This is a genomic window from Arthrobacter castelli DSM 16402, from assembly GCF_000430705.1.
Lineage (GTDB): Bacteria > Actinomycetota > Actinomycetes > Actinomycetales > Micrococcaceae > Arthrobacter_C > Arthrobacter_C castelli.
This window is the reverse complement of record NZ_AUMN01000005.1, coordinates 33,488-50,863: the sequence shown is the minus strand read 5'-3', so window position 1 is coordinate 50,863 and position 17,376 is coordinate 33,488. Positions and strand designations below refer to the sequence as shown.

Here is a 17,376-nt window from a genome sequence, read left to right as displayed (position 1 = left end):
CAGTGTCCTCGCGTGACACTGTTGGTCTCCGCCGCCCCGGGTCAGGGGTTTTGGTGCGCCTGGACGCCGTCGAGGATGACATCCAGCCCGTCTTTGAACCAGTCTCGTTCGCCGGCGGGGAGCGGCTGGGCGATGAGCCGGCTCAGGTGGGGGAAGTCTCTCAGGTCCACATCGTGGAGTCGGTGCTGCCAGGTACGGCCGGGGTCGTCCCCTGCGTTGGCGTGCCGGTCCCCGAGGACGACGCGTGCGCTGCCCTGGACGTAGTTGTTGATGGTCATGATTGCACGGGCAGCCGCGTCCGGTGTCAGCTTCAGCTCGTCCAGGGCGGACAGCGCCCATTCCATCGCCGCTAGAGAAGCCGTGCCGAAAGGTGGGGTAACGGTGGTGGTGGCGGTGAGCATCCACGGGTGGGTCAAAAATGCTGACCAGTCCTGGCGGGCAAGTGCATGCATGGCCTCCCGCCAGCTCAGACGGGATGGATCGGGGTACGAATATTCAGAGGTGACCTGCTCTACCATGGCGCCGATCAGCTCGTCCTTATCGGAGACGTGCCGATACAGCGACATTGCCCCGGCACCCAGCCGTTCGGCGACGCGACGCATCGTCACCGCGTCGAGACCATCCTCGTCGGCAAGCTCAATCGCCGCCGCGACGATCCGCTCACGGGACAACGGGCCCGTGGCCCCAACTCGTGGACTCAACCGATACCTCCTGAGGACCCCACTCTACCGTAATGGGTACGCCGTACGCTACGCTTGTTGCGTACGACGTACTCAAGGAGGAATCATGTCCGCCTCAACTTCCCGTTCCCTCGATGCGCGGTCGCGGTGGCTCGGTCTTGCCGTGCTGACGCTGCCGGTGATCCTGACCTCGATGGACATCACGATCCTGCACATCGCGATCCCGACGATTACCCGTGAGCTGACGCCGTCTCCCAGCCAGACCCTGTGGATATTGGATGCCTACGGGTTCCTGCTGGCCGGCCTGCTCATCGTCATGGGCAACGTCGGCGACCGCATCGGCCGGCGTAGGCTGCTCCTGATCGGTGGGGCAGTGTTCGGTGCGGCCTCGACGCTGGCGGCGTTCGCACCGGGCCCGGAGGTGCTCATCGCCGCCCGGGCCCTGATGGGGATCGGCGGTGCCACGCTGATGCCCTCGACGCTGTCACTGATCCGCAACATGTTCACCGACCCGGCGGAGCGCACCCGGGCCATCGGTATCTGGACCGCGAGCCTGTCCGGTGGCATCGCGCTGGGTCCGATCATCGGCGGTGCGCTGCTTGAAGTCTTCTGGTGGGGGTCGGTCTTCCTCATCAACGTACCCGTCATCGTGCTCCTGCTGGTGCTGGCACCCCGGTTCGTCCCCGAGTACCGGAATCAGGCACCGGAGCGGTTGGACGTGCTCAGCGTCCTGCTGTCCTTTGCCACGATCCTGCCGGTCGTTTGGGCGATCAAGACCGCCGCCGAGGAACTCGCTCTCACACCGGCCGCGGTGACCGGGCTGGTCGTCGGCGTGTTCGCCGGCGCCGTGTTCCTCATCCGGCAACGGCGTCTGCAGTCTCCCCTGGTCGATGTCGGCCTGTTCGTCAACCCGCGCTTCAGCGGGGCCGTCCTGGGGGCGGGTCTGGCGATGTTCTCGCTGGTCGGGGTGATGTTCTACAGCGCGCAGTACCTGCAGCTCGTTGCAGGCCTGTCGCCGCTCATCGCGGCCTTCGCGATGTTGCCGATCATGGCCGCTGTCGGCGGGATGTCTGTTCTGGCCTCCGTGCTCGTGCCCCGCTTCGGCTACCCCCTCGTCTTCGGAGCAGGCTCGGCCGTGGCAGCGGCAGGGATGCTCGCCTTCAGCAGGGTCCCGGTCGACGACGGCCTGATCGTCGCAGTCGTCGCCTCGGCTTTCATCGGTGCCGGCATCGCGCCGATGATGACGCTGGCCACCGACGTCGTGGTTGATGCCGCCCCGCCATCCCGCTCCGGTGCCGCGTCCGCACTGTCGGAGACTGCCGCGGAGCTGGGTGCCGCGCTGGGTATTGCCGTGCTCGGCTCGATCGGCACCGCCCTGTACCGGTCACGCGTCCTCGACGGGGTGCCCGCCGACCTCCCCCCGGAGGCCACTGAGGCCGTCAGCTCCAGCCTCGGCGCAGCCCTCAGTGTCGCCGAGCAGCTTCCGGCCGAAGCCGCGGCTCACCTCGCTGACCTTGCCCGCCACGCCTTCACCCACGGGCTGAATGCCGCCACGATAACCGGGGGACTCGTCCTGGTCGCGACCGCCATCGTGTGCCCGATACTGCTCCATCGCGGAAGACCCCCGGCCCGGCCTACGCACCCGCCGGAAGACGCGGGGAAACGATGAAAAGGCTGCGCTGCCTGGACCACTGCCGCTCGGGGACATGAAGCCGGCGCGACTGCGGCGGCAGTCCCGTAAGAGCAACCCTCACCGGTCACACCCAGCCCTGACCAGCACCGTTGAAGTGTCGCGGCCGAGACCGTCCCAGTTACCCCGTCCGGTGATCTGTCCGGTGACGGGGCCCTATACGACACACCTGCTGCGACACCCAGAAGATGTCGAGCGTGCCAGCATTGCCGTGCCCTCCAGCCCTGCAGACACTAGAACGGGGCTGTATTAACCAATCGGTGCTCACTCAACAGGGCGCATACTTATACAGCTTCAGTCACGCCTCCGATGGGGCTACTGGCGACACGAAATCCGGACGGGCCGACACGGTGGTGATACGAAATTGGGGCTGGTGACAAATTGCTCCGGAACTTTACAACCGACTTGCCGGGGGCCAAACTACACCGCCGAGTACCCGCCGTCGATCAGCAGATTCTCTCCGGTGACCATGCCGGCGTCGTCGCTGGCGAGGTAGCCGATCATGGCCGCGACTTCCTCCGGCTGGGCGAACCGGCCGGCGGGGATCAGTTTCTTCATGTCCTCACCCTTCTGCCCGGCCCAGGCTTTCTTACCTAATTCGGTCTCCACCACGGTGGGCGACACCGCATTGATCGTGACCCCGGCCGGTGCCCACTCCAGGGACATGGCCTTGGTCATCCCGACGATTCCGGCCTTGCTGGTGCAGTAGGCGACGTGCTGGTCCAGCCCGACCACGCTGGCTTGCGAGGCCAGGTTGATGATCCGCCCGTAGCCGCGCTCGGTCATCTGCCGGCCGGCAGCCTGTGCCATGGTGAAGCTGGCGGTCAGGTTGAGGGCCATCGTGGCGTTCCACTTATCCAGCGAGAGGTCCACTGCCTTGTCGAGCAGCGCCACGCCGGCGGAGTTGACCAGGATGTCGACTTGCCCGGTGGCGTCCACCGCTTCCGCGACGACCTCCGTGGCCGCACCCTCACGGGTCAGGTCCGCCACGATCGCGTGGTGCCCCTCGCCGGGCAGCCCGTCGGTTGCTTCGGCGAGCCGGTCGGAGATATCGACGCTGACCACCCGCGCCCCGCGCTCGGCCAGATGCGTGGCGACGGCGAGTCCGATGCCGCTCGCCGCGCCGGTGACCAGCGCAATGCGGCCGGAGAACGTGGTGCTCATGGGCCTTCCTCGTAGCTGCCAATGGCCGCGACCTTCTCCGCCGACGAACTGGATTCATCGAAGGTGTAGGTGAGCCATTCGCCGGCCAGTTTGCGGGCCAGCTCCAGTCCGACGACCCGCTGGCCGAAGCACAGCACCTGGGCGTTGTTGCTGAGCACGGAGCGCTCCACGGAGTAGGAGTCGTGGGCGGTGACGGCGCGTATGCCTTTGACCTTGTTGGCGGAGATGGCCACGCCGAGCCCGGTTCCGCAGACCAGTAGACCGCGATCGGCCCTGCCCTCGGCCACCATCCTGGCGGCGTCGACGGCGATGTGCGGGTAGGCGGTGTCCGCGTCGGCATCCGCCTCCACGCCGGCGTCGATCACCTCCGACACCACATCGCTGGCTTGAAGGTCCCGCTTGAGGGCTTCCTTATAGTCGTAACCGGCGTCGTCCGCGCCGACCACAATCCTCAATGCCATAGTGATTCTTCCTTTCTCAAGCGTCGTGCCGTTGTCCAACCGGGGTGGAGGGTGCCAGCCCTCCGACAATCATGGCGAACGACGTCGCCCCGGCGTCGGGGGTGCCGACGCTCTTGTCCGCCAGCGGCCGTGCCCGGCCGAGTTTGGGCACCAGGTCTGCCGTATCGGCGGCCTTTTGATGGGCGACGGCGGCCGCTGCGGCGAAGGCTTCGCCGAATTGAGTTCCGTCGTCGACGCCGGCCTGCAGGGTGTCGACAAAGGGAGCCAGGGAGTCCACCAGCGTCTTGTCCTCCACAGCCGCGCCGCCGAGGTCGGTGATGGCACCGCTGAAGGCCGCCGCGGCGGCCACGTAGTCGGCCGCGGCGTAGCTGTCCCGCTCGTCGGTCAACGATCCGCCGGCCGCCTCCAGCGCCGCGCCCCAGAGCACCCCGGAGGTTCCGCCGGCGTGTTCGGCCCAGGCCAGTCCGGCCTGTCTCAGCAACCAGGCCGCGCCCGGCTCGCCCCGCCGCGATTCGTGCTGGACCGCATCGAGGGCGGCGTCCACGCCCTTGACCATGCCTCGGCCATGGTCGCCGTCGCCGGCCACGGCGTCGATGTCACCGAGTTCCTTCTCATTGGCGTGCAGGGTCTGTGCCATGGTCTGCAGACCCTGCACGACGATGGTGGCCAGTTGGCGTGCCGCGGCAGTGGCGGCGGGAATGGATTCCGCTTCCTCCACGCCGGTTTCGCCGGAAGCGCCGCGGACCATGCCTGCCAGCGGTGTCTGCTGCTTACGGTACGCCGGAGTGTAGGTATCGGCCGTCCAGTATTCGGCGAGTTCGTCGTCCAGCCACATCAGCGTCAGGGAAACACCGCCCATGTCCAGGCTGGTCACCAGTTCGCCCACCTCGGGATCGACCACTTCCAGTCCCGCTTCGCGCAGCCGGGCGGCGATCAGCCCCCAGAGCAGGAAGAGTTCCTCGTACTTGGTGGTGCCCAGACCGTTGAGGATCACTCCCACCCTGGTGCCGGCTTCGTCAGGGGCCTGTGCCAGCACCGGATCCGCCAGGGTCGCCGCGAGGTCCGCCGCGGTGGGCAGTGCCTCGTCCCGAATGCCCGGTTCGCCATGGATCCCCAGCCCCACGCCGATCTGCCCTTCGGGCACGGTAAACAGCGGGGTGTCCGCCCCGGGCATGGTGCACCCGGAGAACGCGGCGCCCAGCGACCGGGTGGCGCCGTTGGCTGCCAGGCCGACGCGTTCGACGTCGTCGACCCCCTGGCCTGCCGCAGCCGCGGCTCCCATCACCTTGAAGACGGTGAAGTCGCCGGCAATTCCGCGGCGCTGCTGCTCCGTCTGAGCCGAGGCGATGTCGTCGGTGACGATCACAATCCGGGTGTCGATTCCCTCTTTACGCAACCGCGCCGCGGCAATACCGAAGTTCATCGTGTCGCCGGCATAGTTGCCGAAGCTGAGGATGACGCCGCGGCCCTGGTCGGCCGCCTTGGCCACGGAGTAGACTTGCGCGGCCGACGGGGAGGTGAAGATGTTGCCCACCACCGCGCCAGTCGCCAGTCCCGGGCCGACCAGCCCGGCGAAGGCCGGGTAGTGGCCCGAACCTCCGCCGATCACCACCGCGACCTGCGGTTGCCCGCCTTGGCGGGAGACCACTCCCCCGGGAACTGCCCTCAGGCGGTCCGCATAGAGGTCGGCGAAGCCGGCCAGCTGGTCGTCGACGAAGTTCTCCGGTTCGTTGAAGATCCTGGTCACGGTTATGCCTTTCCCCGGGCCGAGGCCGGCGCGGTGTCCGGATGTGCCACCGGATCGTGGGCGTCTGCGTCCACGTGCAGGTACTTCATCAGGAAGAACGCCAACCCGTAGAGTGCGACGAACGCCCAGACCACGGCTTCGGGCCCGCCCCACGGCAGCACCGCGGCCACCACGGCTCCGCCGAGGAAGGCAGCGCCGCCGGCCGCCGTCGTATACATCGCCATGGCGGCGCCCTTATGCTCCGGTGTCAGCGCGGGCATGATGGCGCCCATCGGGACGAAACCGGCCAGCAGGATGCCGAAGGTCACGCCGGCGATCACCGAGAGTACGAAACCCCAGTCGGAGCCCGGTTCCACCCAGTGCGGCACGTACCACCACAACAGCAGTCCGACGGCCGAGCCGGCCACGCCGAACCATTTGACCGTGCGCTGCCAGCCCCATTTGTCGCCGATGGCGCCGAAGACGGCGTTGAAGGCGATGTTCGAGGCATAGACGATCACCGTCATCGCCAGCCACTGTGTCTGCGACCAGCCGAGGGACCCGCCGATAATGGTGGGCAGGATGATGAACATTCCGTACTGCGGGGCGGTATTGATCAGCCGCACCACGAACCCGGTGAAGATCTTCGGTTGCTTGAAGCTGAGCCGGATGCCGCCGAAGATCACCTGCGAGGCCGATTCGCCTTCCGGAGCAAGCCGTTTGGTGCCGGCGTTGTCCCGTACGCCGAGCATCGCGATCAAGTAACCGACGCCCACCAGGGTCGCAGATGCGATCATGGTCAGCGTTTCGCCCTCATGGCCGCCGCCGAAGACCGGGATGAAGATCAGCGCGAAGAGCGAGCCGAAGGTGGGAAGCCCGCCGGTGAACATCACGTAGAACCAGCCCACGGCCGTGCCGTTGCGCTTGCGCGGGACCACGGCGTTGATCCACACCAGGAACGCGAACGCGAACAGCGGATAGCCGAAGCCGCGGGCGAAATAGGTGACGAAGGCCCCCACCGTGGAATCAGCCGCAAGGCTGAGCAGGAACAGTGCCTCGAAAACGACCCAGATGCCGAACCCGAGGGTCATCACCTTGCGTGGCCCCCACAGATCGGACAGCGCGCCCGACAGGTAGGAGGACACCAGCACCGCCACGCCGTACATGGTGATGATGGTGGGAACCAGGTTGTCGGACCCGAGTGCCTCCGACATGTGCGGGGCGATGAAGTTGGACTCCACGCCGTTGCCGGTCATGAAGATCAGTACGCCAAGGAAGCCCCAGCGTAGCGAATGCGGGATGCCGATCCGGTCCAGGCGGGTCTCCCGCCCGCCTGACGATGCTGCTGTTGCAGTCACGATTATCTCCTCTCACGCCATTGAGCGAGGACGTTAGTTGGGCAGGATGGATACCTTCACGGATGCACCCGAGGTGTCGGATACCATGTCCAGCGCTTCCTGGAACTGCTCCAGGGGAAACTGGTTGGTGCAGATCTCGTCCATCGGCAGGATGGACGATTCGATCATCTTGATGGCGGCGGGCCAGCAGTGCGGGCCGAGGTGGGCGCCGAGGACGTCGAGTTCCTTGTCGTCGCTGATGATTGACCAGTCGACCGAGACATCCGAGCCGAACACGGAATACTCAACATAGGTGCCGAGCTTGCGCAGCAGGTTCAATCCCTGTCCGACGGCGGACGGGTGGCCGGTGCTCTCAATGTAGACGTCGGCGCCGTAGCCGCCGGTCATATCCTTGATGCGCGCCACTGCGTCTTCTGTGCCGATGTTGATGACTTCGTCCGCGCCGCACTTTTTGGCCAGTTCCAGCTTGTCGTCGACCATGTCCAGGGCCACCACCTTCATCGGACTCTTGGCCTTGGCGCCGGCGATCATCCCCAGGCCGATGGGGCCGCAACCGGCCACCACGACGACGTCGTCGAACTTGATGTTGGCACGCTCCACACCGTGCAGCGAACAGGAAAGCGGCTCGGCGAACGCGGCGTGGGCCGGGGGAAGTTCCTTGGAAACTTTGTGCACCCGGGCCTTGGACGGAACGACCATGTACTGCGCCATCGCGCCGTTGTAATTGCGGAAGCCGAACATGTCGTGCGGACCGCACATCCAGTATTCGCCGCGCTGGCAGTAGCGGCATTCACCGCAGGGCACGATCTGCTCGCAGGCGACGCGGTCGCCGACGGCGACGCCGTGGGTGTCGCGGCCCTGCTGGTCGGCGGACACGATGACGCCCACCAGCTCGTGGCCCGGGGTGACTCCGTGCTGGGCCCAGGCCGGGCGGTTCTCGTCGCCCCAGAACTTCGCGGCGCCGTGGTAGCACTTCAGGTCGCTGGCGCATACGCCGACGGCCTCGACCTGCATCAGCATCTCGCCGGCGGCAGGAGCCGGGGTATCAAGTTGTTCGAGCCGATAGTCTTCCGGACCGTGGCACACCACCGCGGTCATCTTCTCCGGCAGCGCTTCGGAGGCCCTTTGCTGCTCCAGTGTTGTTGTCGACATGTCCCGCTCCTCAGAAAGTTTATGTGATCTGCGTCAACATCAAGTACCCTAGTCGCATCTGAACATTTGTCAAGAACAATATTTCTATTTGATGTTTTTCCGGAAATTTTGTTCCCGGATGGCTGGAAGGAGGCACCGATGGCGGTAAAGTCGGAAGTCCATCATCCGCACCCGCCGAGGAGGGGAATGAAGCCGAGCACCACCGCTGAAGCGCCCGGGAGCAAGTTTTCCCTGGCCACCCTCTACGAGGCTGCCCGGATGTACTACCTGGAAGAGGCGAACCAGGTGCAGATCGCCGAACGGATGCAGGTATCCCGCCCCACGGTGAGCCGACTGCTCGCCGAGGCCCGCCGTGTGGGGCTGGTGCGCATAGAGGTGATCAATCCAGCCAACGACGAGGGCCGGCTGCTCGCCGAAGACCTTGCCCGCACCCTGGGACTGCACAAGGCCTACGTGGCCGACGGCGACCAGTCCGCCCGCATGGGAGCTGGCCTGTCGGCCCAAGTGGACGAGGTGTTCGCCGATATCGGCCTGACCGCCGGCGACGTACTGCTGGTCTCTTCGGGCCGCACCGTATACGACATCGTCGAAGGCGTACTGCCGCGCCTGCCCGGCGTCATCATCTCCCCCACCGTGGGCGGGCAGGCCGAACCTGAACCGTGGTACCAAACCAACGAGATCGCCCGGACGATGGCCGAAAAGACCGGCGGCAGCCCGGCGTTCCTCTTCGCCCAGGCACTGCCATCACCGGAGATGTACACCAGCATCCACCGCGATGCATCGTTCCAGCGGATCCAGCGCCTCTGGGAAAACGCCTCAATGGCGCTGCTCGGCGTCGGCGCGCCCCCATCCAGCCGGGGATCGATCTCCAAATTCATCCCGAGCGATGACGACTCGCTGCTGCGCGCGGTGGGTGACATTTGCCTGAACTTCTTCGACGCCGCCGGACACGATGTCCCCTTCCCCGGCAGCGAGCGGATGATCAACACCCGGTTGGAAACCCTGCAGCAGGTACCGCACACGGTCGCTGCCGCCGTCGGACTCAACAAGGCCTCCAGCATCGTCGCCGGGGCGAAGGCGGGCTACTTCAACCGGTTGATCACCGACGCCCGCACCGCCCGCGCCGTCATCGACCTCGTGGAGGAAGAGTAGGCGCAGCCGCCCCGCCCCGTCCTGCTGCCGGACACAGCACCGCACGCTCTGTCCAGTCGCCACAGAATACGACCTTCCCTAAGGAATCGCCGGTTGCAACCGGCGACTCCTTAGGGAAGCGGCTGCTCTGTTCAGGTAAGCGGCGATTCCTTGGGTAACGGCATCTCGGGAAGCCTTATGCCAGCGCAGCGCGGGGTCCCATGCCAAGGCCCCATGCATGACTCCATCCCACCGCGCATGACGCACGAATGACGGCGTCCACGCGCACGAATGGCTCCATTCGAACGTCTATGACCCCGCGATGGCGCGCGGCCCCGCGCCGGCGCTCACGCGCCGGACAGCGCACGGCCCCGCCCATCCGCGCGGCCCCGCGCCGGGGCTCAACTGTAATCGCGCTGGACTGCCGCGAGCGCGTGCATCTGGTCGCGGATGGCCGGATACAACCCGGCGTAGGTGTCGAACAGCCGGTCATAGATTTCGACATTGGCCGGATTCGGCTCGACGGTGTGGTCGGGCTGCGCCCACACCGTATCGGCCGGAACCGATCCGGTGCCGATCGCCGCCATCAGCGCATCGCCATAGCTGGCGCCGATCGTCTGGTGAGGCACCACCTGGGTCCGGCCGGTGATATCGCTGATGATCTGGGTCCACAGCGGCGCATTGGTGCCGCCACCGACGGCGACGAGGCGCCGCACGGGTTCGCCGCTGCCTTCAACTGACTCGAGGATCTGCCGGACGCCGAATGCCATACCTTCATAGGCGGCACGCAGCAGGTGTCCCCGGCCGTGCCGCAGAGTCAGCCCGGTCACCGTGCCGCGAGCGTCCGGATCCTGGATCGGCGAGCGCTCGCCGGCGAAGTAGGGCAGCACCAACAGGCCCTCCGCGCCGGGCTGGACCGCCGCGGCTTCCTCGAGCAATTGGTTGATTGGCACATCCCCGAACAATTGCCGCAGCCAGCTGATCAGACTGCCCGACGTCGCCATGCCGGCAGCCAGGGTCAAGGTGTCCTTGGTGACGCCTGAGCAGGCCCAGAGCATGGGGTGGCTGCGGGGTTCGCTGAGGATATGGACCAGGAACATGGTGGATCCATACATCAACATCAGGTCTCCGGGCTGCTGCACGCCGGCGCTGAACGCCTCGGCCCACGCATCCACCGTTCCGGCGCACACCGGCGTCCCGGCGGGAATGCCGGTGAAATCCGCCGCGGCAGCGGTGACTGTACCAACCACCTCGTCAGACCAGGCCAGCCGCGGTGTTGCCAGGTGCCCGGCGACCGCTGCGACGTGCTCCGGATGCCAATCCAGCCGCCTCACGTCGTAGAGCGGATCGCATTGGCTCGCCGAGTGATGGTCCTGGATGTACTCGCCAGTCAGCTTGGCCACGATATAGGAGTTGAGCCCGAACCAGTGCGTCGCACGCGCGAACACTTCGGGCTCGTGATTGGCCAACCAGCGGAGCTTGGGCCCTACGGCCTGCGAGGATAAATCCTTTCCGCAGGTCTCGAAGATGCTCCCGGGGCCGAATTCTTCGGTCAGCTCCGCAATTTCCGCGGTGGCGCGGGTGTCAACCCCGTACAGGATGGCCGGACGCAACGGCGTGAACGCGTCGTCAGTCACCACCAGGCACGGCCCCATCCCGCTGACGCAGACTCCCTTGAGGCTGCCGGCGTCGTTCCGTGAAAACAGTTCACGTGACAGCACGGCGATCTCCTGCCACCAGACCGCCTCGGCGTCGAACTCCGCCCACCCGGGGTGAGGCAACTCGACATCATGGGTGACACTGGCACGGTCCACTATGGAACCGTCGGCAGCGGCCAGCACGGCCTTGCTGCTTCCAGTGCCTATATCGATTCCCAGGAACATCGTCGTATCCACCCGTCGCGAAGAGTCCACTCCATGCTATCGGCCGCCCCAGACAATCCGCGCTATCCAAGGCCATGCACCGCGGGTAGGGTATGGACTGCAGAGTGAAATCGTCAGCTGTACAGGAGGTTGATATGAGCGACCCAGTCCCCGACCCCTTGGAACCGGACGCACCTGAGGCGGACATCCTGGAACAGCGCCGGACCGCCTCCTGGGATGACGAAGAAGACGTCCCCCACGCACCGCAGTCGCCGACAGAAGCCAACGAGGCTGACGTCGCCGAGCAGGAGCTCTATGTGGAGGACGACGAAGAGTACCCCCGCGACAACGAGTAGCCGATTGTGACATCGCCGTGAGCAATGTGTGCTCGCGCACATAACTTGCACCGTCATTGCGTGAGTGCAAAAATACACTTTGTGAGTAATAGTGCAACTCCTGCCGGGGGCCTGCGGGAACGGAAGCGCAGTGCGTTGCGTGCCTCCATCAGCGATGCTGCGCGCGCGCTGACCTTGGAGCACGGCTTCTCGCACTTCACCATTGAGCAGCTGTGCGAGCAGGTGGGCATTTCCCGGCGCACCTTCTTCAACTACTTTCCCAGCAAGGAAGATGCGCTGATAGGGCACCACGAGGACGGCGTGCCCGAACATCTTGCCGAGGCATTCGTCGCCGGCGGGGTTGAATCGCCGGCTGGTGAAATCTCGGGCTCGCTGTTCGACGATCTCGTGGAATTGTCCTGCCGGATGATGGAGCAGTCCCCCTTGGACCGGACGCAGCATCGCAAGTTGATTGCTGCCATCGAGAAAGAACCGGCCTTGCTGGCAAAGATTATTGGCAGCAAGGACAAGTGGGAGGCGGAGATTGTCGAGCTGATCGCAGAGCGCGAGCAGCTGGATCCGGATGATACCCGCGCCGTCACCGCCACGGTCCTACTGACAGGTTTGTCCCAAAAGGCGGGCCAGAAATACTTCAGCGCCGACAACGACGACAGCTATCGCACGGTTCTCACCGACTACTACGCCACCGCAAAAACACTCTTCTAAGTCTCGAAGGAACTCATGACCACCACGGCCTCGCGGTCCTCCGAACCGCTGCTGCTCACTCAGCGGCGGATCTGGATCATATTCTCCGCCCTCATCGCGGGCATGCTGCTCGCCAGCCTGGACCAGACCATTGTCTCCACCGCCATGCCCACCATCGTCGGCGAGCTCGGCGGCGTAGAGCACCAGGCATGGATTGTCACCTCCTACCTGCTGGCCACCACGATTGTGATGCCGATTTACGGCAAGTTCGGCGACGTGCTGGGGCGGCGAAACCTCTTCCTGTTCGCCATTGCGTTGTTCACCGTCGCGTCGCTGCTGTGCTCGCTGGCCACCGATTTCTGGAGCTTCGTCACCTTCCGCGCCATGCAGGGCCTGGGCGGCGGCGGCCTGATGATCCTCTCCCAGGCGATCATCGCCGACATCGTTCCCGCCAATGAGCGCGGCAAGTACATGGGCCCGCTGGGCGGCATCTTCGGCCTCTCGGCTGTCGCGGGACCGCTGCTGGGCGGCTTCTTCGTTGACCACTTGTCCTGGCAGTGGTGCTTCTACATCAACATTCCGATCGGCCTCGCCGCTTTCGCGCTGGCGTATTTCGCCTTGACCATTCCGAACAAGCGCGCCGAGAAGAAACTGGACCTGCCCGGCGTCGGGCTGCTTTCTGTCGCCACCGCCTGCCTGATCTTCTTCACCGACTTCGGCGGCAATGAGGAGCAGGGCTGGGACTCGCCGCTGACCTGGCTCTTCGGCGCCGGGATTGTTGTTGCGGCAACCCTGTTTATCTTCGTCGAACGCCGCGCCGAGGACCCGATCATTCCGCTGGGACTGTTCAAGAACCCCATCTTCATCCACAGCACCGCAATTGGTTTCACCCTCGGGCTGGGGATGTTCTCCGCCCTGGCGTTCATGCCAACGTTTTTGCAGATGTCTTCGGGAACGTCCGCCGCCACATCCGGATTACTGATGCTGCCTATGATGGTGGGCATGATGGGAACGTCCATCTACTCCGGTCTCGCCATCACCAAATCCGGCCGCTACAAGAAGTACCCGATTACGGGAACGCTGCTGACCATTGCGGCGATGCTGTGGATGACGACGCTGGAGGCCAGCACCCCCATCTGGGTCATCTGCGCCATGCTGTTCTTCTTCGGCGCCGGACTGGGCCTGATCATGCAGGTGGTGGTCCTGGTGGTGCAGAACTCCGTACCGGCCAGTATCGTCGGAACCGCCACCAGCACCAACAACTACTTCCGCGAAGTCGGCGCCTCCCTCGGTGTGGCAGTCTTCGGTTCCATCTTCACCTCGCGGCTGAGCGATAAGCTCACCGAGACATTCGCCGGTTCGGGTGCAGCCGGCGGCAACGCGGGCTCGGCCGCTGCGAACCTCGGCCCGGAAGCGATGTCAAAGCTGCCCGAACCCATCCAGGACAGCATTGTTGCGGCCTACGCGGACTCGCTGGCCCCGGTCTTCTGGTACTTGATTCCATTTTTGGTGATCGCATTCTTGCTGGCATTGCGCCTCAAGCAGATCCCGCTGTCCGACACGGCGGGCATGGTGTCCCGCGGCGAAGCCATCGGCGGCGAGGAAGCGGAGCGTCTGGAGACCGAGCGGCTGGCTTCGGAACGCGCGGCGGAGCCGTTGGTGCCCCTGGGAACCGACCCGGAGCAGCGGGGAACCGGACGTACAGGCATCGGCAGCAAGGACGACGACGGCGCTTCCGGCTAAGGAGCCCGGCTTCGGCCCGGCTTCGGCCAGCCTTGGGCCAGGCTTGGAAATCGTTCCGGCCGTGGCGGGCACCCCGATTGCGGGTCCGTGCCTACAATGGCGAATATGGGCACCAATAACTCACATGCCGACGTCGTCATTATTGGAGCAGGAGCCGTGGGAGCGGCCACTGCGTGCGAACTGGCAAGGCGCGGAGCCTCGGTCACCGTGCTCGAAGCAGGCGATGCCGTGGGCAACGGCTGTTCCTACGCTAACGCCGGGCTGCTGGCACCCAGCCATGTTGAGCCACTGACGACGCCGGCGAATGTGCTGGACGGGCTGCGCTATATGTTCGCCCCGGACAGTCCGTTCCACGTCCACCCCAACCCGAAGCTGCTGCCGTGGTTCCTCCAGTTCGCGGCCGCATCCACCCCCCGGCGTGCCCGCGCCATGACCGCGCGGCTGCAGGAACTGGCCGAACACAGCCTGCAACTGCATGCCGCATACGCGGACGACGGGATGGACACCGGCTACCGGCACAGCGGCTCGATGGATGTGTTCCTCACAGAACAGCACTACGAGCAGACGCGGGAAACCTTCGACGACGGAGCAGGTGCGCCCGGAGGCGGAACCCATCAGCCCGGGGCTGATTCCGGCCAGACCCGATTACTGACCGCAGACGAAACCCGCACATTGGAACCAGCATTGGGAACGGTCGCCGGGGCGATTCACCGGCCGGCCGAGGCCATCTGCGGAAGCCAGGAGTTCGTCGCCGCCACGTTGAAGACCGCAGAGCAACACGGCGCCACCATCCACTGGGGAACCCACGTCCGGCAACTGGACGCCGGCGCCACACGCATCACCGGCGTCAGCACGAACCGCGGCCGTTTCACCGGCGACGAATACGTCGTGGCCGCCGGGCTGGAATCCGACCGGCTGTGCGGGAACGTGGGTGTCCGAATGCCGCTGCAAGGTGCGAAGGGGTATGTGGTTGACCTCGAGGTGACCGGTGAGGTTCCGGAGATTCCCATGCTGTTCAAGGAGCTGAAAGTGGTTGCCACGCCGTATCCGGACCGGCTGCGGCTCTCCGGCACGTTGGAGTTGGGCGGCGATCCGCGGGAACTCAACCAACGTAGAATTCAGGCCATCCGCGACGCCGGCGACCGTGGGCTCCCCCGGCTGAACATCAGCAGGACCATCCAGACCTGGGCCGGACAACGGCCCTGCACCTCCGACGGCGTCCCGGTCATCGGCCGCAGCACGAAGCGTCCCAACCTGACGGTGACTGCCGGGCATGGAATGTGGGGGCTGACTCTCGGACCAGTCACAGGAGAACTGGTGGCGCGGGGCCTGCTCGAAGCTGCCCCGACCCTGCATGAAGCGGCTTTCTCGCCCGACCGGTTCAGCCGCAGCTGACTAAACCTGGCTAACCCGCTGATTGAGCCGCTGATTAAACGAAATGGTGCCGGCGAGCGAGGAGTAGTTGGGGGAAACTCCATCGCTCACCGGCACCGTGACCGATCCGGGGGAAGATCGGCCGTTCATCACTCGCACCTTCATGAGGTACTTAAAAACCTACGGATCGAATGTAAACAAACGCCCTAAATGACCTTAACGCCAGCTGTGAATATCAATTTGATGACGATCCCGTCATCGTCTTGACAATATTCGATGTGTTTTCTCCGAATTTGCGTAACACGTAGCCGACGACGGCAAGGGCAAACAGTGAGTTTGGGAGAGCCGGATTCCGGAAACTCCTCACTCGCAGAGCTTGCTTGAAGTATTTAAGCCGCCCTGTCCGACGGTGCGCCGATACTGCCTCGCCCCGGCCGGACCGAAGTTCATGGCCGGCCGGGCAACTTCCGTTGTCAGTTGGAGGGGAAGTTGAAGGTGGCGTTGGAGGTGTGGGCTGGTTCGGGCCAGCGTTGAGTGATGACTTTGTTGCGGGTGTAGAAGCGAATGCCGTCGGGCCCGTAGATGTGCAGGTCCCCGAACAGGGAATCGTTCCACCCGCCGAAGGAGTGCCAGGCCACCGGTACCGGCAACGGGATATTGACCCCCACCATGCCCACCTGCACCGAACGCTGGAACTTCCGCGCGTAGGCACCGGAGGAGGTGAACACCGCGGTGCCGTTACCGTACGGGTTGGCGTTGATCAGTCCGATCGCCTCATCCAGATCCGCGGCGCGGACCACGACGAGCACCGGTCCGAAGATCTCCTCCGTATACGCACTCATCTGCGTTTTGACCTGGTCGATGACGGTGGGCCCGACGAAGAACCCCTCCTCATTACCCTCCACGACCAGATCCCGGCCGTCCACGACCAGGGCGGCACCATCGGCCTCGGCCTCACCGACAATGCGGGTGACTTTCTCCCGGGCGGCGGGGGTGATCACCGGGCCCATATCCGAATCCGGGTTGGTGCCCTCGGCGACCGTGACGTTGTTCGCGCGTTCGGTGACCTTGCCGACCAGGGTGTCGGCGGCGTCGCCGACGGCGACCGCGACGGAGATTGCCATGCAGCGTTGGCCGGCCGACCCGAACGCTGCAGCGTTCAAGTGGTCGGCGGCCAGGTCCATGTCACCGTCCGGCAACACCACCGCGTGGTTCTTCGCCCCGCCGAGGGCCTGGACCCGCTTACCATGGGCGGTGGCCGTCTCGTGCACATGCTTCGCGATCGGCGTCGAGCCCACAAACGAGACACCGTCCACCTCCGGGTGGGTCAGCAGACCGTCGACGGCCTCCTTATCGCCCTGGAGCACATTGAACACCCCGTCCGGCAGGCCCGCCTCCTTCCACAGCCGCGCCATCAGCATTGAGGCGGACGGGTCCCGCTCCGACGGCTTCAAAATGAACGCGTTACCGGTGGCGATCGCCACCGGAGCCATCCACAACGGCACCATCACCGGGAAATTGAACGGAGTAATCCCGGCCACCACACCGAGGGGCTGCCGGAACGAGTACACATCAATGCCGGTCGAGACCTGATCCGAATACTCACCCTTGAGGTGCTCGACCAGCCCGCAGGCGAACTCGACGACCTCCAGGCCGCGGCCGATCTCACCGGCGGCATCGGAGAGGACCTTGCCATGCTCGGCCGTGACCAGCTCAGCCAGCTCATCAACATGCGCCGAGAGCAGTTCACGAAACCGGAACAACACCGCCGTCCGCTTCGACAACGACACCTGCGCCCAGGAATCCGCCGCGGCCCGGGCAGCAGCAACCACACTCTTAATATCGTCCTGGTTCGCCAACCGCAACTCACCAGTGACCTGCCCGGTCGCCGGGTTAAACACATCCTGCGACCGCGACCCCGAACCCGAAGTCACCTCACCATTAATAAAATGCGCAATCGTACTCGCCATCAATAAAGTCCTTACGTCTTGTTGC

General features: G+C 65.1%; 14 protein-coding genes. 6 read left to right on the top strand and 8 right to left on the bottom strand.

Annotation, left to right across the window (positions count from 1 at the left end; all coding sequences use genetic code 11):
- Nucleotides 1–41: 41 nt before the first annotated feature.
- Complete coding sequence (locus H535_RS0107355; protein ID WP_026819037.1) at nucleotides 42–701, bottom strand: TetR/AcrR family transcriptional regulator; 660 nt, start codon at nucleotides 699–701, stop codon at nucleotides 42–44.
- An 85-nt stretch (nucleotides 702–786) separates the two neighbouring features.
- Between H535_RS0107355 and H535_RS24075 the strand changes: the two genes are divergently transcribed.
- Nucleotides 787–2,349 carry an MFS transporter gene (locus H535_RS24075; protein ID WP_051298755.1) on the top strand — a complete coding sequence of 521 codons (1,563 nt, stop codon included), beginning with the start codon at nucleotides 787–789 and terminating at the stop codon, nucleotides 2,347–2,349.
- A gap of 441 nt (nucleotides 2,350–2,790) precedes the next feature.
- On the opposite strand, the gene H535_RS0107345 is transcribed toward H535_RS24075, so the two are convergent.
- From H535_RS0107345 to H535_RS0107325, 5 genes are read right to left on the bottom strand one after another with little or no spacing between them, the layout of a single operon-like run.
- Entirely contained in the window at nucleotides 2,791–3,534 is a 744-nt protein-coding gene (locus tag H535_RS0107345) for a GolD/DthD family dehydrogenase (RefSeq protein WP_026819036.1), read from the bottom strand.
- On the bottom strand, nucleotides 3,531–3,995 hold the full coding sequence (locus H535_RS0107340) for a ribose-5-phosphate isomerase (protein ID WP_026819035.1): 465 nt from the start codon (nucleotides 3,993–3,995) through the stop codon (nucleotides 3,531–3,533). Before H535_RS0107340 ends, H535_RS0107345 begins: the two co-directional genes overlap by 4 nt.
- 16 nt (nucleotides 3,996–4,011) lie before the next feature.
- Nucleotides 4,012–5,742, bottom strand: a complete 1,731-nt coding sequence (locus H535_RS0107335; protein WP_026819034.1) for a dihydroxyacetone kinase family protein — start codon at nucleotides 5,740–5,742, stop codon at nucleotides 4,012–4,014.
- 2 nt (nucleotides 5,743–5,744) lie between these two features.
- Nucleotides 5,745–7,079: an RbtT/DalT/CsbX family MFS transporter gene (locus tag H535_RS24070; RefSeq protein WP_051298753.1), complete on the bottom strand. Its 1,335-nt coding sequence runs from the start codon at nucleotides 7,077–7,079 to the stop codon at nucleotides 5,745–5,747.
- A 33-nt stretch (nucleotides 7,080–7,112) separates the two neighbouring features.
- On the bottom strand, nucleotides 7,113–8,231 hold the full coding sequence (locus H535_RS0107325) for a zinc-binding dehydrogenase (protein ID WP_051298751.1): 1,119 nt from the start codon (nucleotides 8,229–8,231) through the stop codon (nucleotides 7,113–7,115).
- Between the two features lie 186 nt (nucleotides 8,232–8,417).
- Here H535_RS0107325 and H535_RS0107320 point away from each other — a divergent pair, with 186 nt between their 5' ends.
- Nucleotides 8,418–9,383, top strand: coding sequence for a sugar-binding transcriptional regulator (locus H535_RS0107320; protein WP_026819032.1), 966 nt, complete (start codon nucleotides 8,418–8,420; stop codon nucleotides 9,381–9,383).
- A gap of 380 nt (nucleotides 9,384–9,763) precedes the next feature.
- Here H535_RS0107320 and H535_RS0107315 read toward each other — a convergent pair whose 3' ends face one another.
- Nucleotides 9,764–11,275 carry an FGGY-family carbohydrate kinase gene (locus H535_RS0107315; RefSeq protein WP_342667721.1) on the bottom strand — a complete coding sequence of 504 codons (1,512 nt, stop codon included), beginning with the start codon at nucleotides 11,273–11,275 and terminating at the stop codon, nucleotides 9,764–9,766.
- A gap of 104 nt (nucleotides 11,276–11,379) precedes the next feature.
- Here H535_RS0107315 and H535_RS0107310 point away from each other — a divergent pair, with 104 nt between their 5' ends.
- The 4 genes from H535_RS0107310 (at nucleotide 11,380) to H535_RS0107295 (ending at nucleotide 15,402) form a co-directional block, all read left to right on the top strand.
- Nucleotides 11,380–11,580, top strand: a complete 201-nt coding sequence (locus H535_RS0107310) for a hypothetical protein (protein WP_026819030.1) — start codon at nucleotides 11,380–11,382, stop codon at nucleotides 11,578–11,580.
- 81 nt (nucleotides 11,581–11,661) lie between these two features.
- Complete coding sequence (locus H535_RS24065; RefSeq protein ID WP_051298749.1) at nucleotides 11,662–12,285, top strand: TetR/AcrR family transcriptional regulator; 624 nt, start codon at nucleotides 11,662–11,664, stop codon at nucleotides 12,283–12,285.
- Between the two features lie 15 nt (nucleotides 12,286–12,300).
- Entirely contained in the window at nucleotides 12,301–14,007 is a 1,707-nt protein-coding gene (locus H535_RS0107300) for an MDR family MFS transporter (RefSeq protein ID WP_026819029.1), read from the top strand.
- A gap of 105 nt (nucleotides 14,008–14,112) precedes the next feature.
- Nucleotides 14,113–15,402: an NAD(P)/FAD-dependent oxidoreductase gene (locus tag H535_RS0107295; RefSeq protein WP_026819028.1), complete on the top strand. Its 1,290-nt coding sequence runs from the start codon at nucleotides 14,113–14,115 to the stop codon at nucleotides 15,400–15,402.
- 452 nt (nucleotides 15,403–15,854) lie between these two features.
- Here the strand turns inward: H535_RS0107295 and H535_RS0107285 are convergent, their stop codons facing one another.
- Complete coding sequence (locus tag H535_RS0107285; RefSeq protein WP_026819027.1) at nucleotides 15,855–17,351, bottom strand: CoA-acylating methylmalonate-semialdehyde dehydrogenase; 1,497 nt, start codon at nucleotides 17,349–17,351, stop codon at nucleotides 15,855–15,857.
- Nucleotides 17,352–17,376: the final 25 nt, after the last annotated feature.